General features: G+C 59.5%; 22 protein-coding genes. 11 read left to right on the top strand and 11 right to left on the bottom strand.

The window, feature by feature from the left end; translation table 11 throughout:
- Positions 1–193: 193 nt before the first annotated feature.
- Complete coding sequence (locus JFU48_RS19935; RefSeq protein ID WP_201137403.1) at positions 194–907, top strand: ATPase; 714 nt, start codon at positions 194–196, stop codon at positions 905–907.
- 165 nt (positions 908–1,072) lie between these two features.
- Here the strand turns inward: JFU48_RS19935 and JFU48_RS19930 are convergent, their stop codons facing one another.
- Together JFU48_RS19930 and JFU48_RS19925 are read right to left on the bottom strand one after the other, a co-directional pair.
- A complete protein-coding gene (locus JFU48_RS19930; protein WP_201137402.1) occupies positions 1,073–5,968 on the bottom strand; it encodes an NAD-glutamate dehydrogenase in 4,896 nt (1,631 codons plus the stop codon).
- Between the two features lie 480 nt (positions 5,969–6,448).
- Positions 6,449–7,840: a hypothetical protein gene (locus JFU48_RS19925; protein WP_201137401.1), complete on the bottom strand. Its 1,392-nt coding sequence runs from the start codon at positions 7,838–7,840 to the stop codon at positions 6,449–6,451.
- 325 nt (positions 7,841–8,165) lie between these two features.
- Here JFU48_RS19925 and JFU48_RS19920 point away from each other — a divergent pair, with 325 nt between their 5' ends.
- The 7 genes from JFU48_RS19920 to JFU48_RS19890 all read left to right on the top strand — a co-directional run bounded on the left by JFU48_RS19920 (position 8,166) and on the right by JFU48_RS19890 (position 15,762).
- Positions 8,166–8,519, top strand: coding sequence for a hypothetical protein (locus JFU48_RS19920; RefSeq protein ID WP_003225678.1), 354 nt, complete (start codon positions 8,166–8,168; stop codon positions 8,517–8,519).
- A 394-nt stretch (positions 8,520–8,913) separates the two neighbouring features.
- The gene (locus JFU48_RS19915; protein ID WP_003218556.1) at positions 8,914–9,873 is read left to right on the top strand and encodes an AAA family ATPase; all 960 of its coding nucleotides are present in this window, start codon (positions 8,914–8,916) and stop codon (positions 9,871–9,873) included.
- A 5-nt stretch (positions 9,874–9,878) separates the two neighbouring features.
- A complete protein-coding gene (locus JFU48_RS19910) occupies positions 9,879–10,823 on the top strand; it encodes a DUF58 domain-containing protein (RefSeq protein ID WP_103520886.1) in 945 nt (314 codons plus the stop codon).
- Positions 10,820–11,317: a DUF4381 domain-containing protein gene (locus tag JFU48_RS19905; RefSeq protein WP_003225681.1), complete on the top strand. Its 498-nt coding sequence runs from the start codon at positions 10,820–10,822 to the stop codon at positions 11,315–11,317. The genes JFU48_RS19910 and JFU48_RS19905 overlap by 4 nt, the downstream gene beginning before the upstream one ends.
- Entirely contained in the window at positions 11,310–12,389 is a 1,080-nt protein-coding gene (locus JFU48_RS19900; RefSeq protein ID WP_201137400.1) for a vWA domain-containing protein, read from the top strand. The genes JFU48_RS19905 and JFU48_RS19900 overlap by 8 nt, the downstream gene beginning before the upstream one ends.
- Positions 12,386–14,128 carry a tetratricopeptide repeat protein gene (locus JFU48_RS19895; protein WP_201137399.1) on the top strand — a complete coding sequence of 581 codons (1,743 nt, stop codon included), beginning with the start codon at positions 12,386–12,388 and terminating at the stop codon, positions 14,126–14,128. The genes JFU48_RS19900 and JFU48_RS19895 overlap by 4 nt, the downstream gene beginning before the upstream one ends.
- On the top strand, positions 14,125–15,762 hold the full coding sequence (locus JFU48_RS19890; protein WP_003225687.1) for a BatD family protein: 1,638 nt from the start codon (positions 14,125–14,127) through the stop codon (positions 15,760–15,762). The genes JFU48_RS19895 and JFU48_RS19890 overlap by 4 nt, the downstream gene beginning before the upstream one ends.
- Before the next feature lie 431 nt (positions 15,763–16,193).
- On the opposite strand, the gene JFU48_RS19885 is transcribed toward JFU48_RS19890, so the two are convergent.
- The 4 genes from JFU48_RS19885 to JFU48_RS19870 form a co-directional block, all read right to left on the bottom strand.
- Entirely contained in the window at positions 16,194–16,724 is a 531-nt protein-coding gene (locus JFU48_RS19885) for a hypothetical protein (protein WP_232324047.1), read from the bottom strand.
- Between the two features lie 75 nt (positions 16,725–16,799).
- A complete protein-coding gene (locus tag JFU48_RS19880; protein ID WP_201137398.1) occupies positions 16,800–17,192 on the bottom strand; it encodes a contact-dependent growth inhibition system immunity protein in 393 nt (130 codons plus the stop codon).
- A 71-nt stretch (positions 17,193–17,263) separates the two neighbouring features.
- Positions 17,264–17,566 (bottom strand): hypothetical protein, encoded by a 303-nt coding sequence (locus tag JFU48_RS19875; protein ID WP_003225690.1) that lies wholly within the window; start codon positions 17,564–17,566, stop codon positions 17,264–17,266.
- 137 nt (positions 17,567–17,703) lie between these two features.
- Complete coding sequence (locus tag JFU48_RS19870; protein ID WP_003225692.1) at positions 17,704–18,006, bottom strand: hypothetical protein; 303 nt, start codon at positions 18,004–18,006, stop codon at positions 17,704–17,706.
- 759 nt (positions 18,007–18,765) lie between these two features.
- Here JFU48_RS19870 and JFU48_RS19865 point away from each other — a divergent pair.
- The 3 genes from JFU48_RS19865 to JFU48_RS19855 are packed head-to-tail and all read left to right on the top strand — an operon-like array spanning position 18,766 to position 24,229.
- Positions 18,766–20,010 carry an exonuclease SbcCD subunit D C-terminal domain-containing protein gene (locus JFU48_RS19865; RefSeq protein WP_201137397.1) on the top strand — a complete coding sequence of 415 codons (1,245 nt, stop codon included), beginning with the start codon at positions 18,766–18,768 and terminating at the stop codon, positions 20,008–20,010.
- Positions 20,007–23,648, top strand: a complete 3,642-nt coding sequence (locus tag JFU48_RS19860; protein WP_201137396.1) for an AAA family ATPase — start codon at positions 20,007–20,009, stop codon at positions 23,646–23,648. The genes JFU48_RS19865 and JFU48_RS19860 overlap by 4 nt, the downstream gene beginning before the upstream one ends.
- On the top strand, positions 23,645–24,229 hold the full coding sequence (locus JFU48_RS19855; RefSeq protein WP_201137395.1) for a glutathione S-transferase: 585 nt from the start codon (positions 23,645–23,647) through the stop codon (positions 24,227–24,229). The genes JFU48_RS19860 and JFU48_RS19855 overlap by 4 nt, the downstream gene beginning before the upstream one ends.
- 172 nt (positions 24,230–24,401) lie before the next feature.
- Here the strand turns inward: JFU48_RS19855 and JFU48_RS19850 are convergent, their stop codons facing one another.
- The 5 genes from JFU48_RS19850 to JFU48_RS19830 form a co-directional block, all read right to left on the bottom strand.
- Entirely contained in the window at positions 24,402–24,659 is a 258-nt protein-coding gene (locus JFU48_RS19850; RefSeq protein WP_201137394.1) for a hypothetical protein, read from the bottom strand.
- Positions 24,656–24,865, bottom strand: a complete 210-nt coding sequence (locus JFU48_RS19845; RefSeq protein WP_003225700.1) for a hypothetical protein — start codon at positions 24,863–24,865, stop codon at positions 24,656–24,658. Before JFU48_RS19845 ends, JFU48_RS19850 begins: the two co-directional genes overlap by 4 nt.
- Before the next feature lie 270 nt (positions 24,866–25,135).
- The gene (locus JFU48_RS19840) at positions 25,136–25,315 is read right to left on the bottom strand and encodes a hypothetical protein (RefSeq protein ID WP_201137393.1); all 180 of its coding nucleotides are present in this window, start codon (positions 25,313–25,315) and stop codon (positions 25,136–25,138) included.
- A 157-nt stretch (positions 25,316–25,472) separates the two neighbouring features.
- On the bottom strand, positions 25,473–26,648 hold the full coding sequence (locus JFU48_RS19835) for a lactonase family protein (protein WP_003225703.1): 1,176 nt from the start codon (positions 26,646–26,648) through the stop codon (positions 25,473–25,475).
- Positions 26,635–26,946, bottom strand: coding sequence for a DUF5629 family protein (locus JFU48_RS19830; protein ID WP_103522086.1), 312 nt, complete (start codon positions 26,944–26,946; stop codon positions 26,635–26,637). The genes JFU48_RS19835 and JFU48_RS19830 overlap by 14 nt, the downstream gene beginning before the upstream one ends.
- Positions 26,947–26,988 lie beyond the last annotated feature (42 nt).

The raw sequence follows: 26,988 nt of genomic DNA, 5'->3' as shown, positions 1-26,988 counted from the left end.
CGCCTTTTTATTTCCCCAGGCAATTAACCGATTCGACTTAAAGCAAATAAAACTATCGCACGATCATTAGCGGGGAAATTGTCAGGTTATTTACAGCTTGGCGGGTTTAGTCTGAGTTAACTGTCGTGTGCCCATCACAAACAGCCGCGACAACAATGACTTTCGACTGAAGTTGCTTCACGGGAGACTCACCATGAAACTTGCGTTTGCCAGCACCTTGGCGATATCGGTTTTAGCCTTGTCCGCCTGTTCAGTACCCACCGCGCCACAAGCGGTCTCGTCCCTCGATACATTGTTTACCCAACCGGTCGGGCGCAGCAGCGCCGCTCAGGTAAAAAGTGGTCCCGGCGTGTCGTTGGGCGTGGTCTACAGCCCAAGCACCCAGACCAACCGCGAATACCTGCGTAACTACCAGGCCAACGCCGGCACCGGTTTCGGCCAGAGCCTGCTGGTGCAGCCGATCCACGACGCCTACGTCGCCACCTCAAAACCCGACATGGCGGTGGACTGGGTCAAGGCCTCGCTGCAACGGCAGTTCGGCTCGGTGACGGTATACCCGGACATGCAGAGCCTGCGTGCGGCTAACCCCGATGTGGTGGCGATCGTCGATACCCACAGCCAACTGATCACTTCGCGCAGTTCCGACATCAAAGCCGATGTCAGTGCGGATTTTTATGATGCGAAGTTGAACTACATCGGTACGGCGAAAGGTTCCGAGGCGAAAGAGTTGACGCCGGTGTGGGCGGACTTCAAACGTTCGGAAGAGATCGTGGCCGATATCAATCAACAGGAAGATGTACAAGTCAGAGCCTTGCAGAAGTTTGACCAGTCGCTCAGTAATTTATTGACCAGGCCGACAGATAAAGTGTCGATGCTGGATAACAAACAAGCACATAAATTGTATTGATGCAAAAGGCCTCTTCGCGAGCAAGCTCGCTCCCACAGGGGGAATGCATTTCAAATGTGGGAGCGAGCTTGCTCGCGAAGGGGCCAGACCAGGCAACACAAAACCCACAGACATAAAAAAGCCCCGGCATCTCACGACACCGGGGCTTTCTCATTCAACCACTACTTACGCCAGCTCAAGCTCGGCATTCACAGCAGCTGCAGGCACCACCGCTTGCCCACTCAACGCCAGGTCGAGCAGTTCGCGGTTGGCAACGGCGTACATGGCGTAGTCGGTGCCGCTCGCAGCACGGATTTCCACCAGCATGGCGCGCCAGCGCTCGATCATGCCTTCGTGCTGTTCCATCCACAGCGCCAGACGTGCTTCCACGTCCAGTGTGCCATCGCCCTGTTGCAGGACGGAGATGGTGATCGCACGTTGCTGCCAGTCCACGTCATCACGGAACGCTTCACGGGCCAAGGCCTGCCAGTTGTTTTCAACCGGCAGCGCGCTGATCTGTTGCAGGTACCAGGTGATGTCCAGCGCACTGCCCACGGCGAAGTAGGCCTTGGCCACTTCGGCAGGGTTCTGCCCGGTCACGTCGGAGGCTTCGATGATCGGCAGCAGGGTGTACAGGTGCGAGGTACCCGCCACCATACGCGCCAGCAACTCCGGAACACCGGCCGCGACGTAAGCCTGATAACGCGCCTGCCAGTTTTCGCGGATTTCGCCGCTCAGCAGTTCGTCGAGCTTCAGCCCCAGCTCCTTCAGGTGCGGACCGAAGTGCGCCACATCACGGGCAGCGTTCTGCTCGTTGCGACGGGCACGCAGGAACCAGCGCGTAGCGCGACGGCCCAGACGCATCAGTTCGTCCATTAGCTCCAGTTGCACGTCAGCGGAGACCTGATAGTCCAGCGCTTCGATCTGACGGAACCAGTGCGGGAGGTGGAAGATGTCACGCACGATTACGTAGGCGCCGGCCACGTTCGCCGGGCTCATGCCGGTCGACTCTTTGAGTCGCTGAACGAAGGTGATGCCCATGTGGTTGACCAGGTCGTTGGCGATCTGGGTGCTGACGATCTCGCGCTTCAGACGGTGACGGCGCATGGCTTCGGAGAACTTGCTGACCAGGGTCGGCGGGAACGCCGTTTCCATGTCGCGGGTCAGGTAGTCGTCGTCCGGCACCAGCGAGTTCAGCAGCTGTTCCTTGAGGTCGATCTTGCTGTACGAGATCAGCACCGACAGCTCGGGACGGGTCAGGCCATGGCCTGCCGCAACGCGCTCGTTGATCTGCTCTTCGGTCGGCAGGAACTCGATGGCACGGTCCAGCTTGCCACGGCCTTCCAGATCGCTCATCAGACGCTTGTACTCGGAAATGCGCTCGTAGGCACGACGCGCCGCCAGGGACAGAGCCTGGGTCTGCTTGTAGTTGTTGCCCAACACCAGACCACCGACTTCGTCGGTCATGCTCGCCAGCAACTGGTTGCGTTGCTTGTCGGTCATGTCGCCGGCCTGAACCACTTCGTTCAGCAGGATCTTGATGTTCACTTCGTGGTCGGAGCAGTCCACGCCACCGGCGTTGTCGATGAAGTCGGTGTTGGAACCGCCGCCATTGAGACCGAATTCCACACGACCCAGTTGGGTCATGCCGAGGTTACCGCCCTCGCCCACCACTTTGCAGCGCAGCTCGTTGCCGTTCACGCGCAGTGCGTCGTTGGCCTTGTCGCCCACGTCGGCATGGCTTTCGGTGCTGGCCTTGACGTAAGTACCGATACCGCCGTTCCACAGCAGATCCACCGGCGCCTTGAGCAAGGCGTTCAGCAGTTCGGTCGGGGTCAGCTTGTCGGCCTTGATGTCGAAGCGTTCTTTCATCTGCGGCGAGATGGCGATGCTCTTCGCGCTGCGCGAGAAGATGCCGCCGCCTTCGGACATGATGCTGGTGTCGTAGTCGGTCCAGGCCGAACGCGGCAGGTCGAACATACGCTGACGCTCGACGAAGCTGGTCGCCGGGTTCGGGTTCGGATCGATGAAGATGTGCATGTGGTTGAACGCGGCCACCAGTTGCAGCTTGTCCGACATCAACAGGCCGTTACCGAACACGTCACCGGCCATGTCACCGACGCCGACCACAGTGATGCTGTCTTCCTGAACATTGATGCCGCGCTCGCGGAAGTGGCGCTGTACGCCGACCCACGCGCCCTTGGCAGTGATGCCCATTTTCTTGTGGTCGTAACCGGCGGAACCACCGGAGGCGAACGCGTCACCCAGCCAGAATCCGTAGTCGATGGCGATGCCGTTGGCGATGTCGGAGAAGGTCGCAGTGCCCTTGTCCGCAGCCACTACCAGGTACGGGTCATCGTCGTCATGACGCACGACGTTGGCCGGCGGCACCAGCGCGCCGTCTTTCAGGTTGTCGGTGATGTCCAGCAGACCGGAGATGAAGATGCGGTAGCAGGCGATGCCCTCGGCCGCGATCTCGTCACGGCTGCCGCCCAGTGGCAGACGACGCGGCAGGAAGCCGCCCTTCGCACCCACCGGCACGATGACCGAGTTCTTCACTTGCTGGGCTTTCACCAGGCCGAGGACTTCGGTACGGAAGTCTTCTTCACGGTCGGACCAGCGCAGACCACCACGGGCAACGTTGCCGAAGCGCAGGTGCACGCCTTCGACGCGTGGCGAGTAAACGAAGATTTCGAACTTCGGTACTGGCTTCGGCAGCTCTGGAATCGCGTGCGGGTTGAACTTGAAGCTGAAGTACGACTTGTTCTGGCCGTTGGCATCAGTCTGATAGAAGTTGGTGCGCAGAGTGGCTTTGATCAGGTCCAGGTAGCGACGCAGGATGCGGTCTTCGTTGAGCACCTGAACGTCGTCCAGTGCGGTCAGAATCGCTTGTTCCAGACGCTGCTGCTTGTCTTCCAGATCATCGCTGCCCAGCTTGCGCGCCAGGTAGAAACGGGTCTTGAACAACCGGGTCAGCTCGCGAGCGATGTCGGTGTGGTTGTTCAGGGTGCTGGCGATGTAACCCAGGTCGAAGCCCAGACGGATCTGCTTCAGGTAACGCGCGTAGGCACGCAGCAGCGCGACGTCGCGCCATGGCAGACCGGCGGTCAGCACCAGACGGTTGAACGCATCGTTCTCGGCATCGCCACGGACGATGTGGACGAATGCGTCCTGCAGGGTGTCGTTGAGTTGCTGGATGTCCAGCTCCAGACCTTCAGCCGCGGTGAACGCGAAGTCGTGGATCCAGAACTCGCGGCCATTGGTGTGACGCAGACGGTACGGGAACTCGCCGAGCACGCGCAGGCCGAGGTTTTCCAGAATCGGCAATACGTCGGACAGCGCCAGCGGGGTGTCGGCGTGGTACAGCTTGCAATGCAGCTCGCGCTGGCCGGAAACCTGGCCCAGCGGCTGATAGAAGCTCATGACCAGCGGATTTTTTTCGTTCAGGCTCAGCAAGTGCTGCATGTCGACCACGGCCGAATGCGCCGCGAAACGCTCGCGGTAGCCGGCCGGGAAGCCTTTCGGGAAGTCCGCCAGCACGTTGGTGCCGTGGGCTTCGCCGAAGCTTTCGACGGTCAGTGCGGCATAGTCGTCCTGCCAGCTGCGGCAGGCCTGTACGACTTCTTTTTCCAGCAGCAGCGGGTCGATGTCGATGCGGTTCTTCGGATCGACACGCAGGATCAGCTGCACGCGAGCCAGCACGGACTCGGAGAAGAAGGTCCAGAACTCGCAGTCGGTGGCCTTCAGGCGCTCCATCAGCACCTGCTGGATCTTCTGGCGCACTTCGGTGGAATAGATGTCGCGCGGCACGTAGGCCAGGCAGTAGCAGAAGCGACCGTACGGGTCTTTGCGCAGGAACACGCGGATCTTGTTGCGTTCCTGGATCTGCACGATCGACATCACGGTGCTGAACAGCTCGTCGACCGGGGTCTGGAACAGGTCGTCACGCGGCAGCACTTCGAGTACCTGCGCCAGTTCCTTGCCCAGGTGAGCCTTGGACTGGAAGCCGGAGCGGCGTTCGATTTCTTCGACCTTGCGACGGATGAACGGGATGACCCGTACGCTCTCGCCATACACCGAGGAGGTGTACAGGCCCATGAAGCGGTGTTCCTTGATGACGTTGCCGTCGGCGTCGATTTCACGGATCGACACGTAGTCCGGGTAGGCAGGACGGTGTACGCGGCTCGGGTGCGCAGCCTTGGCGAACGACAGCAGGGTCGGTTCGCGCAGGTAGTTCACCGCGTAGTCTTCGATGTGACGGTCTTCGTCGGTCAGACCGGTGCGCAGCAGTTTGGTCAGGCCGAGGAAGGAATTCTGGTCGTATTCGATATGGCCGCCATCGGCCTGATCGACAACGGTGAACTCTTCGTAGCCGAGGAAGGTGAAGTGGTTGCCTACCAGCCATTCCAGGAAGCTCTTGATTTCAGTCTTTTCGTCGGCATCGACGGCGAATGCGCTGTGATCGAGCTTGGTGAGGATCTCCTGCACCTTGGCCTTCATCGGCTCGAAATCAGCGACCGCGACGCGCACTTCACCGAGCACCTGCTCCAGCTCTTTGCTCAGCACATTGAGTTCGGCCGCGTTGGCGCAGCGGTCGATTTCCAGGTACATCAGCGACTCGTGCAGCACGCCTTCGCCGGTGCTGCCCTTCGGCAGGATTTCCAGCAACTCGCCCTTGCTGCCACGACGTACGCTGAGCACGGTGGTTTGCAGGGTATGGATGCTGTAGCCGCGGCGGTTCAGCTCGGTGCGGACCGAGTCGACCAGGAACGGCAGGTCGTGGTGCAGCACCTCAACCGCGGTGTGGGTCGACTGCCAGCCATGACGTTCGTAATCAGGGTTGTAGACGCGCACTTGCGGTTGCGCGTGATCGAAGCGCTCAAGCAGGCGCCACGCAGAAAGAGTACAGCCAGCGAGGTCGGAGAGGCGACGTTGAGTCAGCTCGTCCAGGGAAATGATGCCGAAGAATTGTTCAGCAAACAGCGCCACTTGTGGCAGTGCCTGTTCACTGATGTGCTGCGCCAGTGCCGCTTGCAGTTGGTGCTGGAAGTCGGCTTTGCTGGCTGCGGTGAAGAACGCCATCTGTGGTACTCCGCTTGGGGCTTGTTATTGATGGAAAGCGTCGCTTGCAAAACCCCTTTCGGGGCCTCCGTCGCCCTGTTCCTGATTCTCGGGCAGAGGAAACAGGGTGACAGGTGGGTGAAGCTGGACACGACACTCAGGTCACATTCACCTTCCATTGAATGAGCATCTGCAAAAACGACTGTCAGGGCTGCCGACAATGCCTTTACGGGTGCTCATCCGTTGCGCAGCTTAATGGGTGCGACAATGTGTCTGCTTGCGGTGCTGCGACATATTCGGTCATTGGCACGTAAACAAGGGGTTCGGCACCGATAAACACTAGCATTCATGGCGCAAAACGCCGGCTTGAATCCCCGGTTTACGGCACCCTCGTCCCAAAAGCCGCGTTCGTGGAGTTACATATTCAGATACGAAAACGCTCCTGGCCGATCTATCGACCCGGAGCGTGGCATCAGGTTCAGCGCAAGGACTTGATACGAATCAGTCCGGCAACTCTTCGTAGGCTTTGAATCTGCTGATGGTGGCGCAGTCGTAACACATGGTTTTCACCACCAGCGTGTTCATGCTGACATCAATGTTCGGAGAGTCGCACTCTCGGCAGAACATTTGCGAAAGATCGAGCAGGCCGTTCTCATGCGCTGCGCGGGAGAAAAACTGCGGGACCAGCTCATCGCGCCAGTAGACACCCGGTGCCTTGGAAAAGCCTGCACCGCTGTCCTTGAGCACCACGTCGTACAACAGCCGATGCAGCGCCGACTGCGGCACTCGAGAATCGCGATGTGCATTCTTGCGCCAGTTGCGTGTCAGCGCGTCCTGCGCAGTGCCGAGCATGTTGCCTGGAATGGTGTTGGCCGCATGATTGCGCCCTTTTGACTGACCGGTGGCAAAAAAATGCGCCGCGTTCTTCACCGCCAGCCTGGCGAAGTAAAAGATCTGGCTTACGGAGAAGTCCTGCAACAACTGACCGACAATTGTTTCGGCACGAGACTCAGCGGTGAAGGTAAAACTCACTTCATTGGCCAGGATGCGGACGTATTGGATCGACTCCTCCCGGGCCATGTCGAATATCAGCGTGTATAGCTCGCTTTTCCAGGCTGGCTGTACGCAGTCGGACAACTCCTGGTACAGCGCAAGGTACAGGTTGGCGCGGGAGCAGGGCTTGCCGGGCTGCAGTGCCACGTTGGGGTGCCAATGCACGGCCGCGTAATCGATGATTCGGCAGCCGTCAGCCCTGTCGAACGCCTTGATATCCGAAGCCGTTGCGACCCGCAACACCCTTGCCTCATGGAGCTCTTTGACCCACTGCTCACACAGTTCGCTGGTTGGCGCGAGCAACTCACTGCGTGAAGCGGCGCCGAGGGGCGCAATCCATTCGACATTCGACGCTGTGCCGTCATCAAGCAACGCCAGCAATGTCAGTTTCTGAACAAACTTCAGCGATGTATAAGGCACCGGAGGACAAGGCCCGCCGTATCGCAACTCAAGCTCGATACGGTCCCGCTCGGCCTGAGCGGCTATTTGCTGCTGACGGAATGCCCTGCACTCTCGGCAGGTACAAGGTGTACGCCGCCCCGGGCCGGGAGGGAGATGCTGATGCTCGCAACTGACACATTGAAAAGGTTTGCGCAATGAGACCGGCGTCCCCTTTGCGTGTCGACGAACCCACATCGGCAGGTCGCAGTAAGGGCACTTCAGCTCCCGACTGACAATCGGCGGCAGCACCTTCAGCAAACTGCGAACGGTGGCCGGAATCTGGAACTCGGCTATCAATTCGGCACTTTTCTCGCCGTTCAGATAGCGCTCGTAAATCTGCTCAATCTGCTCTTCGGACAGATGACGGATTTCATCGGCCCACTCGAAATACTGATTCAATTCAAAGTTCCTTTTTCTCAGTTTTGGTCTGCGCACTCCTTTGCGTCCGAATGTAAAAGTAGTGGCAGAAATGTCGAGAAAACAAGCGAATATCCTGAAAACCTCAAAAAAAATCCGCCAAGCCTCTTTCCTTACACTGGCGCCGGATCTTTCAGACTCATGAAGCGGAAAACATCCTCGGAATGCTCCCACTTCATTCACGATTCCAATAATGCGCACCCTACCTCTAACCTCAGGTTGCCAAGATGTAGCAGCAGAAATCTTCCCGGACTGGCAGAATCGCGCCCAATTGCGACCAACACGCCCGCCGAGGCAGGAATTCCCCATGCAAATGACCACCGCCCTACTGATCGTCAACCCGTGCGACGACGAAGAAGACAACATGGCCATGCTCTGCTGCCACAGCGACAAGGGCGACATGTTTCTGATGAGCCGCTACCCGGACGAGGATGAGCTGGAGATCACCCTGGATGGCGAGCCTTCGACGTTGGACGGCGTGAAAGTCACCCTGACCAAGACTCTGCTGAAGATCGAGATCGCGGCGGCGGATGCCGATGCGCTGAATGGCGATGATGTGCTGGAAATTACCTTCAATCCGGACATGGTTGATCTGGCTGAAGTTGAAGAAACCCTGAAAAATATTCTGGATGGCACCGGGACCTATATCAGCCAGATTTGAGGGTGCCTGAGCCGGCCTCTTCGCTGGCAAGCCAGCTCCCACAAGGACCGATGTGTTGCATAAATCGCATTCGCACCGCTGATACCTGTGGGAGCTGGCTTGCCAGCGATGAGGCGAAATTTGATGTCGTCTGGACTGCCCCCTTCGCGAGCAGGCTCGCTCCCACATTGATGGGTGTACGCCGTTCAAATGTGGGAGCGAGCCTGCTCGCGAAGAGGCCCGAAAGAACACTGCACCTTTCTCCGGCTACAAAATTCCAACAATTGCCCCAGTCATTTCCCGCACTTTGCGCAAAATGCCGTTAGTCGCCACCCCCCTCGATGGATTAAAGTAACGCCCCCAGCCACGGCGTTATCCGAACGCCTGCGGCCACCCTTTCCAGGAACAGTCACCGATGGAACATCGTGAAGCGCTGCTGGCGCTGCGAACCTTTCTTTCAACGCAGATTCTCGGCCAGGAAAAACTCATCGAGCGTTTGCTCATCGCCCTGCTCGCCGACGGCCACATGCTGGTCGAGGGTGCTCCGGGTCTGGCCAAGACCAAAGCGATCAAAGAACTCGCCGAGGGCATCGAAGCCCAGTTCCATCGCATCCAGTTCACCCCGGACCTGCTGCCGGCCGACATCACCGGCACCGAGATCTATCGCCCGGAAACCGGCAGTTTCGTGTTCCAGCAAGGGCCGATCTTCCACAACCTGGTACTGGCGGACGAAATCAACCGTGCGCCGGCCAAGGTGCAATCGGCGCTGCTCGAAGCCATGGCCGAGCGGCAGGTCAGCGTCGGACGCAGCACGTATGAACTGTCACCGCTGTTTCTGGTGATGGCCACGCAAAACCCGATCGAGCAGGAAGGCACCTACCCGCTGCCCGAAGCGCAGCTCGACCGTTTCCTGATGCACGTGAAAATCGGCTTCCCCGACGCCGCCGTTGAACGCCGCATCCTGCAACAGGCGCGTGGCGAAGCCCTCAATGGCGAAACCAAACCCGAGCGCCGGGTCAGCCAGCAAGCGATCTTCGCCGCGCGCAAGGAAATCCTCGGTCTGTACATGGCCGACGCCGTGGAGGAATACCTGGTGCAACTGGTCATGGCCACGCGCACGCCGGCCAAATTCGACCCGGAAATGGCCGAGTGGATCGCCTACGGCGCCAGCCCGCGCGGCTCGATCGCCCTCGACCGCTGCGCCCGTGCTCACGCGTGGCTGGCCGGTCGCGATTTCGTCAGCCCCGAGGACATTCAGGCCGTGCTGTTCGACGTGTTGCGTCACCGCATCATTCTGTCGTTTGAAGCCGAAGCCGCCGGCATCGATCAGGATCGGGTGGTGCAGCGGATTCTCGACGTCGTAGCCGTCGCTTGACCCCCATGAACGCCCCCCTGCCGTCCGAACCGGGCATCCGCATCAGCCTCACCGACCTGATCGAGATGCGCCACCGTGTGCGCGAAGTGCAGCTGTTTTCCACACCCAGTCAGCGCAGTCCGCTGATCGGTCTGCATCACTCGAAATTCCGTGGCCGTGGCGTCGACTTCGATCAGGTGCGGGTCTATCAGGCCGGCGACGACGTACGCACCATCGACTGGCGCGTGACAGCGCGCACCCAGGAGCCGCACACCAAGCTGTTCCATGAAGAACGCGAGCGCCCGATTTTCATCATGGTCGAGCAAAGCACCCGGCTGTTTTTCGGCTCCGGGCTGATGTTCAAGTCGGTGCTGGCGGCGCAAGTGGCGGCGCTGATCGGCTGGGCGGCCCTCGGCCACAACGACCGGGTTGGCGGGCTGGTGTTCGGTGACAACGAGCACTACGAAATCAAACCCCGGCGCAGCAAGCAAAGCCTGCTGCAATTGCTCAACCGGCTGGTCAAGGTCAACCAGTCGCTGCATACCGAACGCGAACCGGATCACGATGCCTTTGGCGTGGCCCTGCGCCGTGCGCGTGAGGTGCTGCGCCCGGGCAGCCTGGCCATCGTGATTTGCGATGAGCGCGCACTGTCGGACAGCGCCGAACAACAACTGAGCCTGCTGTCACGGCACTGCGACTTGCTGCTGCTGCCGCTGTCCGATCCGCTGGATCACGCCCTGCCCGCTGCCGGGCTATTACGATTCGCCGAGCGCGGCGCGCAACTGGAACTCGATACGCTGAATTTCGAGCTGCGCCAGACGTATCGCGCCCAGGCCGAAGCACGCATCGCCCGTTGGGAGCTGCTCGCGCAGAAACTGCGGGTATTGCTGATGCCGCTGAGCACGCAAAGCGAGATGGTCGAGCAGATGCGCGAGTTTCTCAATCCGCAGCGTCCGGGGACAGGACGATGAACGGCCTCGAACAACTGCAGCCGCTGATTTCCCCACCACCGATTGCCTTCTGGCCGCCGGCGCCGGGCTGGTGGTTGCTGCTTCTGTTGTTACCGTTGCTCGGCTTCGCCGCGTGGCGCCTGCGCCGGTTCATTCCGATCAAGAAACGCCCGATCGTGCGCGCCGAACAACCGCTCGACCCGGTGCGCATCGCCGCCCTCGCCGAACTGGCGCAGATGCCCAAACCTTACGACGGCGCACCCGCCGGCGCCTGGCTGCAACAACTCAATGGCCTGCTCAAACGCCTGTGCCGCAACCATTACCCCTACAGCCAGAGCCACACGCTCAACGGCCGCAAATGGCTGGCGTTTCTCGACAACCGCTGCCCGGCAGCCGGCCTGACGCGCTGGATGGTACTGGTCGAAGGCGCCTACAAACCCGAGTGCAAACTCGACGACAAAGCCATTGCCGGCCTGACCCAAGCCGTCGACACCTGGATCCGCAAGCATGTTTGAGTTTGCCTGGCCGTGGATCTTCCTGCTGTTGCCGCTGCCGTGGCTGATGCGCCTCGTGCTGCCGGTGGCCGACAGCGGTGAGCCAGCCTTGAAAGTGAGTTTCCTCAGCGACCTGGAAGGCCTCGCCCGTCGGCGTGCCCGAGCCAATCTGCCGGCGTGGCGCCAGCAAGCACCGTTCCTGCTGCTGTGGCTGTTGCTGCTGGCTGCCGCCGCGCGCCCGCAATGGCTGGGCGAACCGTTGCCGATAGCCGCCAGCGGGCGTGATCTGCTGGTGGCGGTGGATGTGTCCGGCTCGATGGATTTCCCCGATATGCAGTGGCAGGACGAAGATGTCAGCCGCTTGACGCTGGTCCAGCATCTGCTCGGCGACTTTCTTGAAAGCCGCGACGGTGACCGTGTCGGTCTGATCCTGTTTGGCAGTCAGGCGTACCTGCAAGCGCCGCTGACCTTCGACCGCCACACCGTGCGCGTCTGGCTCGATGAAGCGCGTATCGGCATCGCCGGCAAAAACACCGCCATCGGCGACGCTATCGGTCTGGCGCTGAAACGCCTGCGCATGCGTCCGGCACAGAGCCGAGTGTTGATCCTGGTGACCGACGGCGCCAACAACGGCGGCGAAATCGATCCTCTCACCGCGGCAAAACTGGCTGCCAGCGAAGGCGTAAAAATCTACCCGATCGGCATCGGTGCCGACCCTGAAGCCAGCGGCAGCACCGGCCTGCTTGGGGTCAATCCGAGCCTGGATCTTGATGAGCCGGCGCTCAAAGCCATCGCCCAGGCCACCGGCGGTCAGTATTTTCGTGCCCGCGATGGTAAAGAGCTGCAAGCGATCAAGAACACCCTCGACCAGCTCGAACCGGTCACTCAGCAACCGACCCAGGCGCGCCCCGCACAAGCCTTGTATCAGTGGCCGCTGGCGTTGGCCTTGCTGTTCAGCCTGCTGCTGGTCGCCCGTGAGTTGTGGCCGGACAACCCGTTGCAACGCCTGTTCACCAAGGAGCTGTATCTGCAAAGTCCGCTGCCTGACTGGCGCGAACGCCTCAAGCGTTTGCGTCTGCGGAGGCGCCGATGATCGCGCTCTGGCCGCACTGGTTCCGCCCCTGGTGGCTGCTACTCCTGCCGCTGCTGGGCTGGTTGCTCTGGCAACTCTGGCACCGACAGAAACGCGCCGGGCGCTGGCAGATGATTCTGCCGCCGGCGTTTCACTCGACGCTGCTCAGTGGCGGTAACGGTCGCGACAGCAAGCTGCCGTGGGTCGCCCTTGGCGTGGCGTGGCTGCTGACCATTGTCGCCCTGCTCGGACCGAGCTGGGAGCGCGTCGAACAGACCAGCCAGAAGCCTGCCGACCCGCTGGTCGTCGTGCTGGAACTGACCCCGGAAATGCTCGCCACCGACTCACCGCCGACTCGAATGGAACAGGCCCGGCGCAAACTGTTCGACCTGTTGCAGGCACGCAGCGATGCGCAAACCGCGATCGTCGTCTACGCCGGCAGTGCGCACACGCTGGTGCCGCTGTCGGATGACCTGGCGACCAGTCGCAATCTGCTCGACGCTCTCAAGCCGTCGTTGATGCCGGAAAGCGGCAACCGCGCTGACCTCGGGGTCATCAAGGCGCTGACATTGCTCAAGCAAGGCGCCCTCGGGCAGGGGCGGATTCTGCTGATCGGCTCGTCGCTGAGCGAAGAAGAACGCCAAGGCATCCGCCGCGCCCTCGGCAAACAATCGGCGCGACTGCTGATGCTCGGCATCGGCACCGCTGAAGGCGCACCGATTGCTCAGGAGGACGGCAGTTTCCTCAAGGATGAACAAGGCGCGATCCGCGTGCCGCAACTCGACAGCCCGAGCCTCGGCGCGTTCCTCGCCAGCGTCGGCGGCGACTACCACAGTGCGCGTCTGGACGAGAGCGATTTGCGCGCCCTCGGCCTGCTCGATGGTCCGCGCAGTCTGCGCAACGATGGCCAGACCGTGCGCCTCGACACTTGGGCCGATCAGGGTTACTGGCTGTTGTTGCCACTGTTGCTGCTGGCCGCCTGCGCCGGACGCCGTGGCTGGTTGTTCTGTCTGCCATTGCTGTTTTGTCTGCCCCAGCCGAGCTACGCTTTCGACTTCGAAGACCTCTGGCTGCGCCCTGACCAACAGGGCCTGCACCTGCTCAAGCAGAAGCGCCCGGCCGAAGCCGCCGAGCACTTCGAAGATCACCAGTGGCAAGGGCTGGCGTTGTACGAGGCCGGCGATTACAGTGGCGCCGCTCAGCGTTTCGCCGAAGGCAGCGATGCCCGCGCCCACTACAATCGTGGCAACGCCCTGGCGAAAAGTGGCGAGTTGGAAGCGGCCATCGACGCCTACGAACAAGCGCTGGAACTGCAACCGGACTTGCGTCCGGCGCTGACCAACAAGGCTCTGGTGGAAAACCTGCTCAAGCAGAAAAACACCACGCCGCCGGCCGAGCCGCAGCCGCAGCCGCAAACGGCCCAGCCGAACGTACCCGGCGATGAACCACCGCCAGCGACCGCGCCGCCACCGGCGGTCAACAGTGACACCCCGAGCGAGGCCCAGCCCGGCGAGTCGGCCAACGAACCGCCGCCGACCACACCACCGCAACCGGAACCCAACGAAGTGCCGGGCAACCCGCCGGATGAATCACCGAATACTGCGCCGATCCTGCAACCCGGCGAGGATACCCTCGAAGGCGAACAGCGTCAGGCACTGGAACAATGGCTGGGCAAGATTCCGGACAACCCGGGGGAATTGCTGCGACGCAAATTCTGGTACGAACAGCAACAACATCAGGATCAGGGAAAAACTCGATGACCCGCTTCACCGCTCTCTTGCTGCCCCTGCTGATCTGCATGGCCACCGCCCAGGCGGCCGAGCTGACGGCCAGCGTGGATCGCAGTCGCCTGAACACCGGCGAGACGGTCGAACTCACCCTCGAAACCAACGATGTCACCCAGTTCGGCAAGCCCGACCTGACGCCGCTGGAACCGTTGTTCGAGGTGCGTGGCACGCGCCAGGTCAACCAGTTGAACACCCTCAATGGCGACAATCGTGCGACCACGCGCTGGATCATCACCCTGCTGCCGAAAGAGAACGGCAGCGTGACCATTCCGCCGCTGCAACTGGGTGAGGTGCAGAGCCAGCCGATCACCGTGCAAGTGGTCGAGAGCGATACCCGCGAAGAGAAAAACAATCCGGACCCGGTGTTCATCGAGGCCAGCCTCGACCAGTCCAGCGTGTATGTGCAGGCACAAGCGATCCTGACCCTGCGCATTTATCACTCGGTGTCCCTGTACGACGACAGCAGCCTGACCCCGTTGCAGATCGCCGATGCGCGTATCGAGCAGTTGGGCGACACGCGCACCTACGAGAAAGACATCAACGGCGTGCGTCATGGCGTGATCGAGATGCGCTACGCGATCTATCCGCAGCACAGCGGTTTGCTGACCATCGCCCCGCAGACGTTCAGTGCCACGCTGGTCGATACCCAGCCCGCCCAGGACGCGACCGCGCAAGGCCCGAAACCGGGCAAGCTGTTGCGCGTCAGTTCCTCGGAGATTCCGCTGACGGTCAAACCAAAACCGCTGACTTACCCGGCCGACGCCCCCTGGCTGCCCGCCCGTAGCCTGAGTCTGAGCGAAAGCTGGAATCCGGAGCCGGATCACACTCAGGTCGGCGACTCCCTGACCCGCAGTCTGACCCTGAAAGCCGAAGGCCTGGCCAGTTCGCAACTGCCGGCCCTGCCCGCCACCGACGCCAACGGCCTGCGCCGTTACCCGGATCAACCGGTGCTGAGCAACCAGAGCGGCGAGCGCGGCCTGATCGGTAGCCGTGAAGAACGCGAAGCGCTGGTGCCCAGCCGCAGCGGTGCGATCGAGTTGCCGAGCGTCGACGTGATCTGGTGGAACACCTTCGAAGATCATCTGGAACACACCAGCCTGCCGGCGCGCACCCTGCAAGTGGCGAACAACCCGAGCCTGCAGGTCGACACCCCGGCCGGCAATCTGCAACCGAGCGTCGTCGATAACGATGTGCTGTGGTGGTGGAAACTCAGCACCCTGATCCTCGCCTGCACCACCCTCCTCGGCTTTGGCCTGTGGTGGCGTGCGCGCTGGCAACCGGCGGTGCACCGCGCCGCACAAACTGGGCCGAGCCCGCGCACACTGCTGGACGACATCAAGCGTGCGAGCCAGGCCAATGATCCGCAAGCAACGCGGCAGGCGCTGGATGCGTGGGCGCGGCAGCAACCGGAAACCCTTGCCGATATGGCGGCGCGGTTTGTGCCGTTGTCGGATGCGCTGGATGGGCTGAATGGTGCGCTGTACAGCGAGACGGGGCAGCACTGGCAAGGCGAAGATCTGTGGCGGGCAATCCGCACGATTCCGGCGGCGGAGCGGGTGCAGGACCCGGTAGGTGACAGTGGGTTGCCGCCGCTCTACCCGAAGTAGGATCGCGGTAAATATCGCTTCGGGACTGCATTTGAAAAGTCCCTTGCAAGGGCTATGCAGTTTTCCCTGAATCCTTTAAGAGCCCACCTTTATTATTTTGTTGCTGGAATTTTGCACGATGGTAAACCCTATAGTTTGAAGGTGCTGCCTCGATGAGCGCTGCGGCCGAGAGCAGACCCGAAGAGTTCAATAACAGCAAAAACTCTTCAAAAAGTTTATCAGCCAATCGTGTAGCCAACATTCTCTCCTCATTGCTTATCTAGAAGCTCATAAGTTCTACGCTCAAATGCTGGCAGATCGCGCCCATTGAGAGACCGAATGAAATGCTTAAAATGGCAAAGTACAAAACTCCAATATTCATCTGAATTCCATCTCACAAAAAAGGGGACAGCTTTATCGAATCAAATAAACCTGCCCCCTTTTCAGTAGCTTTATCTCGGAATAATTACAGGAATAATCATCGGTGTGGGCGGTGCAGGTGGATTGATCATTCCCTTGCTTTCCACCACGAGAACACCCTTTTTCTTGATCGTATCGAACAACCGTTCAGTAGCTTCGGCATCAACGTAGCCACCCTCGTCAATCGATACACTCAGCGCCAGTTGTCGCCGTTCCTCCGTTAACTGAAGCTGCTTGGTACGGAAGAATGTATGAAGCGACATTTCTTTGATGTTCGACAAATCGACGTGCACGACCTCAACATACTTCAACGCTTTCGCATCCCACCCCTGGACATAAAGCCCCTTGGCAGTCAGGGCAAAAGTACAAAATTGGTAGGTGCCCGTATTTGACCCCGGCGTGGAGATAATCAATGAGCAGCGACCGTGCTGGAGAATCGGATCACTCATAGAAGGATCGTCTTTTACGATCTGCGAAGAAAATTGCGCCCGGTCATAATAAACCGTTGCTTTGTCTACTGGCGTGGTGTTGCAGCCTGATACCAGCAGAGTTACGCCCAGCAACAACGAGATTCCGAAACAGCGCATAGTCAACCCCATTTTAAACAAGAAAAATCCAACAACTATCCAACAGAAAACTCACTCAACCCTGTCAAGCGTCTTCATCAGACTAGAAGCATCCTTTAACAACTCGGAATCGTTACAAAAGTCCTTTAATTCAGCCAAAGCAGCTTTTACCTGAATAGCTGCACCTGTGCTCTTTCGCCAATGGACTTCGTTCAGACCTGCAAGTGCAACAACCAACTCGCCGTCATATCTGTCACCAGCGAGAACATCATCACTCAATAAAGCCACCGCAACGGGAAGCACATATCGAGTAAACAACTCTTGTCTCAACGCGCGACAAATATCACCTACAGCCAATTCATTTATAGGGACATCGCGTACCGAAACATACCATTCATCCAACGAACAACCGTCCTGCGCAGCGATGTCTAGAAAAGGCAACTCCTCCAAATCACGAAACTTCATATTCCATACCCCTGTAATGCTGACTCAACTCGACAGTAATAAAACCCGGACAGATCACGTTTATTATCAAATCAATGGTTGAATTTCGTTATCACTTGTTCGCCTTCGCGATAGGATAGGACAAAGGATATCCATGGCTCGCCACGAGCAACCGCATTCGTGTGTAATTTTTCTACAAGCGCATAGATTTTCGAATGGTTGAAATCAGTCTCAGCGTCCCAGATTTCTGAACCATTTTTTTCAACGGCGAGGTCTGCCTCCATATAGTTACCACCCCACTCAACGCTGTATCGAAAGGCGTCATAACCGTGAACAATTCCACCTTCAACCAGCTGAAAAATTGCTTTGACGATTTCAAAGTCTTCAGTAATCACTCTATTTCCTGCGTATAGGGTCTTTCATTATTCGGGACACGACAGACCGAATTCTCATTAGTGCGCACGGTTTCCATATCCGACTGAATGGCTTTCAGTTCCTCGTCATAGGTCCCCGTCTCAATCAGACGCTGAAATCAGTAGTTGAATTTAGTTTTCACTTGTTCGCCTTTGCGATAGGACAGGACAAATGACTTCCATGGTTCACCGCGGCTGGCGGCGGCTGCCTGTAACTGGTCCACCAGACGAAGAATTTTCGCGCCGTTTATGTCGGTTTCGGCATTCCAGTCCTCAACTCCATCTTTTTCGACGGCCAATTCCGTTTCTATGTAGCCCTCTCCCAGTTCAACACCGTATCGGAAAGCGTCATAGCCATAGACGATACCAACTTCGACTTCCTGGAAAATTTCCTCGACGATCTTTATATCTTCAGTGATCACTTTTTACTCCCCCTGGACTGGGCAAAGGCGGAGTTTCCTCGGCGCCATCCACATCCATCTCAAAACAAATTAGTCACATTGCGTTCATCTCAACATTCCCTGTTCCACGCCCCCCGCCTGAAGTCACGCGGATTTGATAGCGAGCTAAAAACAACGTAGCGACCCTAAAAAAACCACCAATGCTCACTGCGATCATCCAGACTCAAACGACTAACTTACTTCCTTTATATAGGAAGAAAACTGTCCACCCCCCTTGATCCACATGCAGCCGCCCGCACTGCTGGCATCGATAAACCGTCACAGCCCCTTGGTCTATCGTTTCGTAGAACTCGTCTTCAGACAGCCAACGATTTGACAGCGCACAGCCAATTTCATCTATCTTCTGCTCAGCGACTAAAGACAACTCAGAATCGGACGTACCCGAAGACAGGTTAATTACATGACCGCAGACACAAGCAAATTTTGGCATGACTGAAGCGTCCTTTTTCTGTTCAAGCTTTGTCTTATGGCCATTCTAGAAGCACAGCCTCATCGGAAACTGTTGGGTTTTCTAAAACTCGAAAAGCGTACCGCACTCGCCGCAAAATGATATCAATATAATGGCAAAACACCAGATAACCGCTGTCTGGCATCACCGAAATGCCCAGCCTCGACCTACCCAGACGAGCCCTCACTCCTCAATAATCTGTAAACTCCCCCCTCTTTAGCCGCCCATCATTTCCCCCGCGGCCATCACCTATTTCTGTAGCGGAGTCCACCTTGCGTCTGTTCCACACCTCCGACTGGCACCTTGGGCAAAACCTGCACGGCCAGGAGCGCGATTTCGAGCATGCGTGCTTTCTCGAATGGCTGCTGCGCCAACTGCAACTGGCGCAGCCGGATGTGCTGCTGATTGCCGGGGACATCTTTGACACGGTCAATCCGCCGGTCAAAGCCCAGGAACGCCTCTACGACTTCATCGTCAGCGCTCACGAGCAGCAGCCGTTGCTGACCATCGTGATGATTGCCGGCAACCACGATTCCGGCTCGCGCATCGAGCTGCCGGCGCCGTTGATGCGCCGTTTGCGCGCCCATGCGCTGGGTCGGGTGTTGTGGCTGGATGACGGCCAGCTCGACGCCGAACGTCTGCTGCTGCCGCTGCCGAATGCCCAAGGCGAGATCGCCGCATGGTGCCTGGCGCTGCCGTTCCTGCGTCCGGCGGAAGTGACTGGCGCGCATCTGGGCGACAATTATTTGCGTGGCATCGGTCAGGTGCATGAATGGCTGATCGAAGCGGCGAATGCCAAGCGCCAACCGGGTCAGGCGCTGGTCGTCATCAGCCATGCGCACATGGCCGGTGGTTCGGTCTCGGAAGATTCCGAGCGCAGCCTGATCATCGGTAACGCCGAAGCGCTGCCCGCCAGTTTGTTCGGGCCGAGCATCAGCTACGTCGCCCTCGGCCATTTGCACAAGCCGCAGAAGGTCAACGGTGAAGAGCGCATTCGCTACAGCGGCTCGCCGATTCCGTTGTCGTTCTCGGAGATCGGTTATCAGCACCAGATTCTCGATATCATCCTCGACGGTGAAACGCTGGTCAGCGTTGAGCCGAAACTGATCCCGCGCTCGGTCAACCTGCAACGCATCGGCCCGGCGCCGCTGGCGGATATTCTGCTGCAACTGGCCGACCTGCCGAATATTGATCTGCTCGCTGAAACCCAGCGCCAGCCATGGCTGGAGGTGCGCGTGACCCTCGACGAGCCGCAGCCGGATCTGCGCCATCAAGTGGAAAACGCCCTGCAAGGCAAGGCCGTGCGCCTGGTGCGGATTGCCGCCGAATACGCCGGCAATCGCGGTGCTGACGGTGCCGAAGAAGGCAGCGCATTGATCGAACTCGATCAACTCACCCCGCAGGAACTGTTCAGTCGCGCCTGGCTCGACAATTACGGCAACGAGGTCGATGAACAGACCCTCAAGGACTTCGCCGAACTGCTGCAAGACGTGCAACTGGAGGGCGAGCAGCCATGAAGATTCTCGCCATTCGCTTGAAGAACCTCGCCTCGCTGGCCGGGCCGTTCGAGATTGATTTCACCGCCGAACCGCTGGCCAGTGCCGGGCTGTTTGCGATCACCGGGCCGACCGGCGCCGGTAAAAGTACCTTGCTCGACGCGTTATGCCTGGCGCTGTTCGGTGCGGTCCCGCGCCTGAACAACACCGGTCGCGACGCTAAGGTGCCGGACGCTGACGGTGAAATCGCCACCGGCGACCCGCGCACCTTGCTGCGGCGCGGCACCGGCGAAGGGTATGCCGAGGTGGATTTTGTCGGCGTCGACGGTCGCCGTTATCGCGCGCGCTGGGAAGCCAACCGCGCCCGGGAAAAGGCTGGCGGCAAGTTGCAGGCCAGCCGTCAGAGCCTGCGTGACATCGATCAGGATCAACTGCTCGCCAGTCAGAAAGGCGAGTACAAGACCCAGCTCGAAGCCGCACTCGGTCTGAACTTCGAACAGTTCACCCGCGCCGTGCTGCTGGCTCAGAGCGAGTTCAGTGCGTTTCTCAAGGCCGACGACAACGACCGCAGCGAACTGCTGGAAAAACTCACCGACACCGCGCTCTACACCCGCTTAGGCCGCCGCGCGTTCGACAAGACCAAAGAGGCCCGCGAAGCGCACAAGCTGCTGCAGGATCAAGCCACCGGCGTCACCCCGCTCGCCCCCGAAGCCCGGGCCGAACTGGATGAGCGTTTCAACGCTGCCCAGCAGCAATTGAAGTTGCAGCAAGCGCAGCTCAAGCAACTGGAACAACAGCACAGCTGGCTCAAGGATTTGCGCCAGTTGCAGGACGCGCAGCAAGCGGCTGCCGAACAACTGCACAGTGCGCAGCAACAGTGGGAAAGCCTGGCCGGCGAGCGCCTGAAGCTGACGCGCCTGGAACAACTCGCCCCGCAACGGCACCAATTCGCGCGCAAGACTGAACTCGATGCGCAACTGACGCCGCTGGCCGCACAAATTGCCGCGCACACTCGCCAGCATGGCGAACTCAATGAGCGTCAGACGCAACTGGAGCAGGCACTCGATGCGGCAAAAATCGCCCTGACCGAAGCGCAGCAGCGCAACAGCGAAAGCGCCCCGCTGCTGCGTCAGGCTTTCGAAGAGCAGAGCACCCTCGCCCGCCTCGCCAAGGACACCGCCCTCAGCGCCGACGCCCGTCAAACCGCCGAGCAGGCCTGCACGCAAGGCCAGAGCGCCATTCAAGCCTTGCAGGAAAAACAGGCTGAAGTTGCTGAACGCCTGCAGAAAATGGCCGCCGAGCTCGAACAAAGCGCTCATCTGGCACCGCTCAGCGATGCATGGAATGCCTACCGCGATCGCCTGCAACAGTTGATGCTGATCGGTAATCGACTGAACAAAGGGCAAGCCGAACTGGCGACCCTCGAACAGAATGCAAGCCAAAGCGCCGAAGCGCTGGCCACGCAAAAGCAGCAACTGGAAGTGCTGTTCAAGGAGGCCGGCGCCGAGCCGGATGCGGTCGCCGAGCAGATCGGCATCCTCGGCACTCTGTTGCAGGACAACCGCAAACAGCTGCGCGCCATCGAAGACCTGACGCGGCTGTGGGCCAGTCAGCAGGAGCTGGAAAAACGCGGCGCCGAGTTGCAACAGCGCCTGCTCGACGCACAGCAGGAACGCGAGCGCCTGACCCAGGATGGGGTGAAAAGCAAAGCCGAACTGACCATCGCCGAACAAACCCTCAACGTCACCCGTGAACTGCTCGAACGCCAGCGTCTGGCGCGCAGTGCCAGTGTCGAAGAGTTGCGCGCGCAGTTGCAGGACGACCAGCCCTGCCCGGTCTGCGGCAGCAACGAGCATCCGTATCATCAGCCGGAAGCGCTGCTGCAAAGCCTCGGCCGTCACGATGAGTCCGAGCAGGCCAGCGCGCAGCAAGCGGTGGATCAGCTCAAGGAAAAACTCACCGAGCTGCGCGCCGAAGTCGGTGGCGTGATCGCCCGGCAGAAAGAGCTGTTGCAACAGCAGGAGCAATTGACTGCCCAGCTTCAGGCACTGGCGCCGAGTCTGGAGGCGCATCCGCTGGCCCCTCAGTTGCTGAATCAGGATGCCGACAAGCGTGACGCCTGGCTGACCCGGCAAACCGATCAACTGAACCAGAGCATTACGCAGGACGAACAACGCCAGAGCGCCCTGCTCACCCTGCAACAGGATGCGGCGCGCCTGACCCAGCAACTGCGCAACGCCGAAACCGCGCATCAGCAAGCGGCGCAGCACCTGAGCAATCAACAACGCGAACTGAGCAGCGACCGTCAGCGTCTCGACGAAGAGCTCACCGCGTTCGCCAGCCTGCTGCCGGCCGACACCCTCGAAGCCTTGCGCGTCGAGCCGGCGGCGACCTTCATGCAGCTGGATCGGCAGATTGCCGAGCGTCTGGCGCAAGTCGAGCAGCAAAAGGAAGAGTTGGCGGAACAGCAACAACGCCAGCAAACCCTGGAGAAAGAACAGGATCGCCAGCACAGCCGCGTCCAGCAACTGCAAAGCGCCGAGCAGCAGTTCAGCGCACTGGCCGCACAGCAACAGGCCTGTCAGGCGCAACTCGCGCAGCTGCTGGGTGAACACAACAGCGCCGAGCACTGGCAGCAGCAACTGGAGCAGGCCGTGGATCAGGCGCGCAACGCCGAGACCAGCACGGCTGCGGAACTGCAGAACGTGCGCACGCAACGGGTGCAGGTGGGCGCCGAACTCAAGGCGCAGGAGGAACGCTTGCAGGCACTGCAAAGCGAAGACAATGAGCTGACGCAGAAAATTGCCGACTGGCGCGGGCGTCATCCGGAGCTGGATGACGGCGGCCTCGAAGACTTGCTCCGCGTCGATGACACGCAGCTCAGCGAATTGCGCCAGCGCTTGCAGCACAACGAAAAAGCCATCGAACAGGCCAAGGTGCTGCTGCAGGAACGTGATCAGCGTCTGGCCGATCATCAGGCGCAGCACAACGGCAACCTCGATGCCGAACAACTCGCCAGCGCCCTCGCCGACCTGCAGAACCAGTTCAACCTCAGCGAGCAACAGTGCGCCGAACTGCGCGCCGAACAGGCCGAAGATCAGCGCCGGCAAAACGCCAATCTGGCACTCGCGCAGCAGATTGCCGACGCCTATGCCGAGTACCAGCGCTGGGCGCGTTTGAATGCGTTGATCGGCTCGGCCACCGGCGACACCTTCCGCAAGATCGCCCAGGCTTACAACCTCGACTTGCTGGTGCATCACGCCAACGTGCAGTTGCGGCAACTGGTCAAACGCTATCGCCTGAAACGTGGCGGCAGCATGCTCGGCCTGCTGGTGATGGACACCGAAATGGGCGACGAATTGCGCTCGGTGCATTCGCTGTCCGGCGGCGAAACCTTCCTGGTGTCGCTGGCCCTTGCACTGGGCCTGGCATCGATGGCGTCGAGCACGCTGAAGATCGAATCGCTGTTCATCGACGAAGGCTTCGGCAGCCTCGATCCGGAGTCGCTGCAACTGGCCATGGATGCACTCGACGGATTGCAGGCGCAGGGGCGCAAGGTCGCGGTGATTTCCCACGTACAGGAAATGCACGAACGGATTCCGGTGCAGATTCAGGTACAACGCCAAGGCAACGGTTTGAGCACACTGGAGGTGAAATGAACACGCTGTATTCGTTCCGCCGCTGCCCTTACGCGATGCGCGCGCGAATGGCTCTGCGTTATTCGGGCGTACCGGTGGAGATCGTCGAAGTCAGCCTCAAGGCCAAACCGGCCGAGATGCTGGCGATCTCGCCCAAAGGCACGGTGCCGGTGCTGGATGCGGAGGGTCGAGTGATCGATGAGAGCCTGGAGATCATGCGCTGGGCGTTGGCACAGAATGATCCTGACAACTGGTTGCTTGGCGGTGATTCACGGATTGCCGAGTTGATCGAAGCCAACGATCAGGCATTCAAGCTGCATCTGAATCGCTACAAATACGCCGAGCGCTATCCCGAGCAGCCGATGGAGGTTTATCGGGCTGAGGGCGCGTTGTTTCTGCAGAGGCTGGATGGGTTGCTTGAAAGTCGGGATTATTTGCTGAGTGATCACCCGTGTCTTGCGGATATCGCGTTGCTGCCGTTCGTTCGGCAGTTTGCGCACGTGGATCGCGAGTGGTTTGCGCAGACGCCTTATGTGCGGTTGCAGGCGTGGTTGCAGGGTTTTCTTGAGTCCGAGCTGTTCACGGCGATCATGAAGAAGTAACCCGAATTCCTGGTACCGAACTCCTTGTGGCGAGGGGATTCATCCCCGATGGGCGGCGAAGCTGCCCTGAAATCAGACACCTCGGTGTATCAGAATAATCCGGTTCGCCGGGACTGGGGCCGCTTCGCGGCCCATCGGGGATGAATCCCCTCGCCACAATGGTTCGCTCAGTCTAAGCCAGCACGGCGCACATGCCGAGTGCCATGCAATCCACTTCGAAGGGGCCGAGAAAATCGGCCGAGACTTTTACCGGTGGGTTGCCGGCCATCAGCCCCAGGGTATTTGCCCGTTCGATGTTGTGCGCAATGCTGTGATTAGCCTCTATGGCCCGTGCCAGCGCACCCACCGAGCCTTGACCGAAGCCCAGTAACGCGGCGCCATTGGTCATCAGTGCCAATCCGGCGATGACCCAGAGTCTGTAACCTTTCATGCTCCGCCCACTCCTGCGAGTTCAGCACGATCAACCAGCACATCTGCGCGGTGTTCGAACTGGATGCCGGGGTGTGCGACCTGGATCGGCGCTTCGAAGCTGTGTTGAGTCTGCGAGGCTATGCTGACAAACAGCACCAGGGCCAGGTAAAGACCGATGGCCAGGTAAGCGCCGCGCTTGGCTGAGGTAATGATTGAACTGGCCATGATGTGCTCCGTGGGCATGTTTCAGTGCCGTCAGGATCGATCAAAAAAGCCGCGGTAACCACTCAGGGTTTCCCATAGTAACCATCAGCTTGGTTGATTATTTAGCCGGTCTATTTGCGCGGTTCAAGAAACCTATCAGGCTGCGAAAAACACACGCACACGTGTAGGAGCTGCCGAAGGCTGCGATCTGTTGATTTTGCTTTTTAAAAACAAGATCAAAAGATCGCAGCCTTCGGCAGCTCCTACAGGGAGCGGTGCCAAATCGGACTTTCAGTGTTGGGCTTTGTGATCCAGCGCGGCGTAGAAGTTGGCGCTCTGTTGCAGGTATTTCTGGGTGTAGCTCTGGGTGTGGGATTTTTTGTTGCTGACTTCAGCGTTGGCACTGGCTGGCAATGCAACGGTGGCAGAGATGGCGGAAGCGGCGATAACGGAGAAGAGATTGAAGCTCATGGCGGTAACCCTCGTATTCAGTTGGCTTGCTTTGCCCGGTTGGGCCGTGAAGCAAACTTAACGCTCGAGGGTTGATCGCTTGAAATGCTTTGTAGCATTACCGGATATCAGCGCCATTAATACAAAGAGACAGGCCCCGCAAACCGGGGCCTGTGGCTTATTGTCGCACTAGAAACTTCAGGTCGCTCGGGGCGTCCATCGGCAGTTTTTGCACGGTTTTGCCAAGCAGACCGGTCTTGGCATCGCGCTCGACGACAACAATTTCGTTGCTCTTCTGATTGGCGATCAGCAGGAATTTGCCACTCGGATCGAGGCTGAACTCACGCGGGTGATCACCTTCCACCGAGCGTTTTTGCAGCTCCTTGAGCTGACCGGTCGCCGGGTCGATGCTGAACACCACCAACTGATTGGCCGTGCCACGGTTGCTGACGTAGAGGAATTTGCCATCCGCCGAGGCATGCAGCGCCGCACCGGCCTTGTCCGAGGTCGGTTGGCCGGCAGCCAGATCGACCAGTTGCGTCTGAGTCAGCACGCCGTCGTTGTAGTCGAACACCGCCACCTGCGCGCTCATTTCCATGGTCAGCCAGGCATGTTTGCCGTCAGCACTGAACAGCAAATGACGCGGGCCGCTGCCGGCCGGCAAGGCGATCGAAGCGGTTTTTGCCGGGGTCAGCGGCAGGTCCGGGTTGGCCTTCGGGTCAAATTTGTAGATGAAGACCTTGTCCGCACCGAGGTCGTTGGAGAACACGTAGCGGCCATCCGGTGAGGAAACGGTCGAGTGCACGTGGTTCGACGCCTGACGCTCGGGGTTGACCCGGCTCGCCGGGTGCGCGCTCATCTGCACCACCGGTTTGAGCTTGCCATCGGCACCGACCGGCAACACTGCGAGGGTGCCACCCGGATCTTCCATCACTGAATAGTTGCTGACGAACAGGTGGCTGGCGTCGCCGCTCAGGCTTGAGTGGGTCGGTTCGTTGCCCAGGCTCTGCACTTGATTGATCAGAGTCAGGGCGTGGGTCTTCGGATCAATCGAATAGCTGCTGACGCGACCGACCGGATCTTTCTGGCCGGGGCCGTTTTCGTTGACCACGAACAGCCGATGCTGGTCTTTGGACAGGGTCAGCCATGACGGGTTTTCGCTCTTCACCACTTGCAGCGGCTTGGCGGCAATCTGGCCGGTGGCGCTATCGAAATTCATCCGGTAGATGCCCTGGCTGGTGCCCGCCGTGTAGGAGCCGACCAGCAATTGATAGTTCTCGGCGCTGGCACTGGAAAGGCCCATCGCACCGACGCTGCCGGCCATCAGCAGCGGCCAGAATTTACGCATGTTCATCAGTTTCATCCTCGTCATCGCTGCTGCTGACTACATCACCGAGGCAGACCAGACGGTGCTCGCCGGTGGTTTTGGTGTCGCTGGCATAGCCAATGATCAGCCAGCTCTGCAGGTCTTCATCAAACGTCGCCGCCGTAACCTGCGCCGGGGTGAACTCCCAATGCTTGGCCGTGCGGCCATCGATGCATTCGATGTGCAGGTTGTCGTCTTCGTCGAGGGCGAATTCGAAGGCGTGCAAGCCATCGATTTCGACCATGCCGCAGTGTTCGAGGGCGTTGAGAAGGGTTTGGGCAGTCATGGCAAACAGTCTTTCTTAGGGGGGAAAGGGCCAATGATAGCT

Source organism: Pseudomonas sp. TH49, assembly GCF_016650625.1.
Taxonomy (GTDB): Bacteria; Pseudomonadota; Gammaproteobacteria; order Pseudomonadales; family Pseudomonadaceae; genus Aquipseudomonas; species Aquipseudomonas fluorescens_H.
The sequence above is the reverse complement of the archived record's forward strand: the minus strand, read 5'-3'. Positions and strand labels throughout refer to the sequence as shown.

Excerpts from the sequence above, each read along its gene's own strand:
- JFU48_RS19935 (WP_201137403.1), top strand. The coding sequence starts at position 194 with ATGAAACTTGCGTTTGCCAGCACCTTGGCGATATCGGTTTTAGCCTTG.
- JFU48_RS19930 (WP_201137402.1), bottom strand. The coding sequence starts at position 5,968 with ATGGCGTTCTTCACCGCAGCCAGCAAAGCCGACTTCCAGCACCAACTG.
- JFU48_RS19920 (WP_003225678.1), top strand. The coding sequence starts at position 8,166 with ATGCAAATGACCACCGCCCTACTGATCGTCAACCCGTGCGACGACGAA.
- JFU48_RS19915 (WP_003218556.1), top strand. The coding sequence starts at position 8,914 with ATGGAACATCGTGAAGCGCTGCTGGCGCTGCGAACCTTTCTTTCAACG.
- JFU48_RS19910 (WP_103520886.1), top strand. The coding sequence starts at position 9,879 with ATGAACGCCCCCCTGCCGTCCGAACCGGGCATCCGCATCAGCCTCACC.
- JFU48_RS19905 (WP_003225681.1), top strand. The coding sequence starts at position 10,820 with ATGAACGGCCTCGAACAACTGCAGCCGCTGATTTCCCCACCACCGATT.
- JFU48_RS19900 (WP_201137400.1), top strand. The coding sequence starts at position 11,310 with ATGTTTGAGTTTGCCTGGCCGTGGATCTTCCTGCTGTTGCCGCTGCCG.
- JFU48_RS19895 (WP_201137399.1), top strand. The coding sequence starts at position 12,386 with ATGATCGCGCTCTGGCCGCACTGGTTCCGCCCCTGGTGGCTGCTACTC.
- JFU48_RS19890 (WP_003225687.1), top strand. The coding sequence starts at position 14,125 with ATGACCCGCTTCACCGCTCTCTTGCTGCCCCTGCTGATCTGCATGGCC.
- JFU48_RS19880 (WP_201137398.1), bottom strand. The coding sequence starts at position 17,192 with ATGAAGTTTCGTGATTTGGAGGAGTTGCCTTTTCTAGACATCGCTGCG.
- JFU48_RS19860 (WP_201137396.1), top strand. The coding sequence starts at position 20,007 with ATGAAGATTCTCGCCATTCGCTTGAAGAACCTCGCCTCGCTGGCCGGG.
- JFU48_RS19855 (WP_201137395.1), top strand. The coding sequence starts at position 23,645 with ATGAACACGCTGTATTCGTTCCGCCGCTGCCCTTACGCGATGCGCGCG.
- JFU48_RS19850 (WP_201137394.1), bottom strand. The coding sequence starts at position 24,659 with ATGAAAGGTTACAGACTCTGGGTCATCGCCGGATTGGCACTGATGACC.
- JFU48_RS19845 (WP_003225700.1), bottom strand. The coding sequence starts at position 24,865 with ATGGCCAGTTCAATCATTACCTCAGCCAAGCGCGGCGCTTACCTGGCC.
- JFU48_RS19840 (WP_201137393.1), bottom strand. The coding sequence starts at position 25,315 with ATGAGCTTCAATCTCTTCTCCGTTATCGCCGCTTCCGCCATCTCTGCC.
- JFU48_RS19835 (WP_003225703.1), bottom strand. The coding sequence starts at position 26,648 with ATGAACATGCGTAAATTCTGGCCGCTGCTGATGGCCGGCAGCGTCGGT.
- JFU48_RS19830 (WP_103522086.1), bottom strand. The coding sequence starts at position 26,946 with ATGACTGCCCAAACCCTTCTCAACGCCCTCGAACACTGCGGCATGGTC.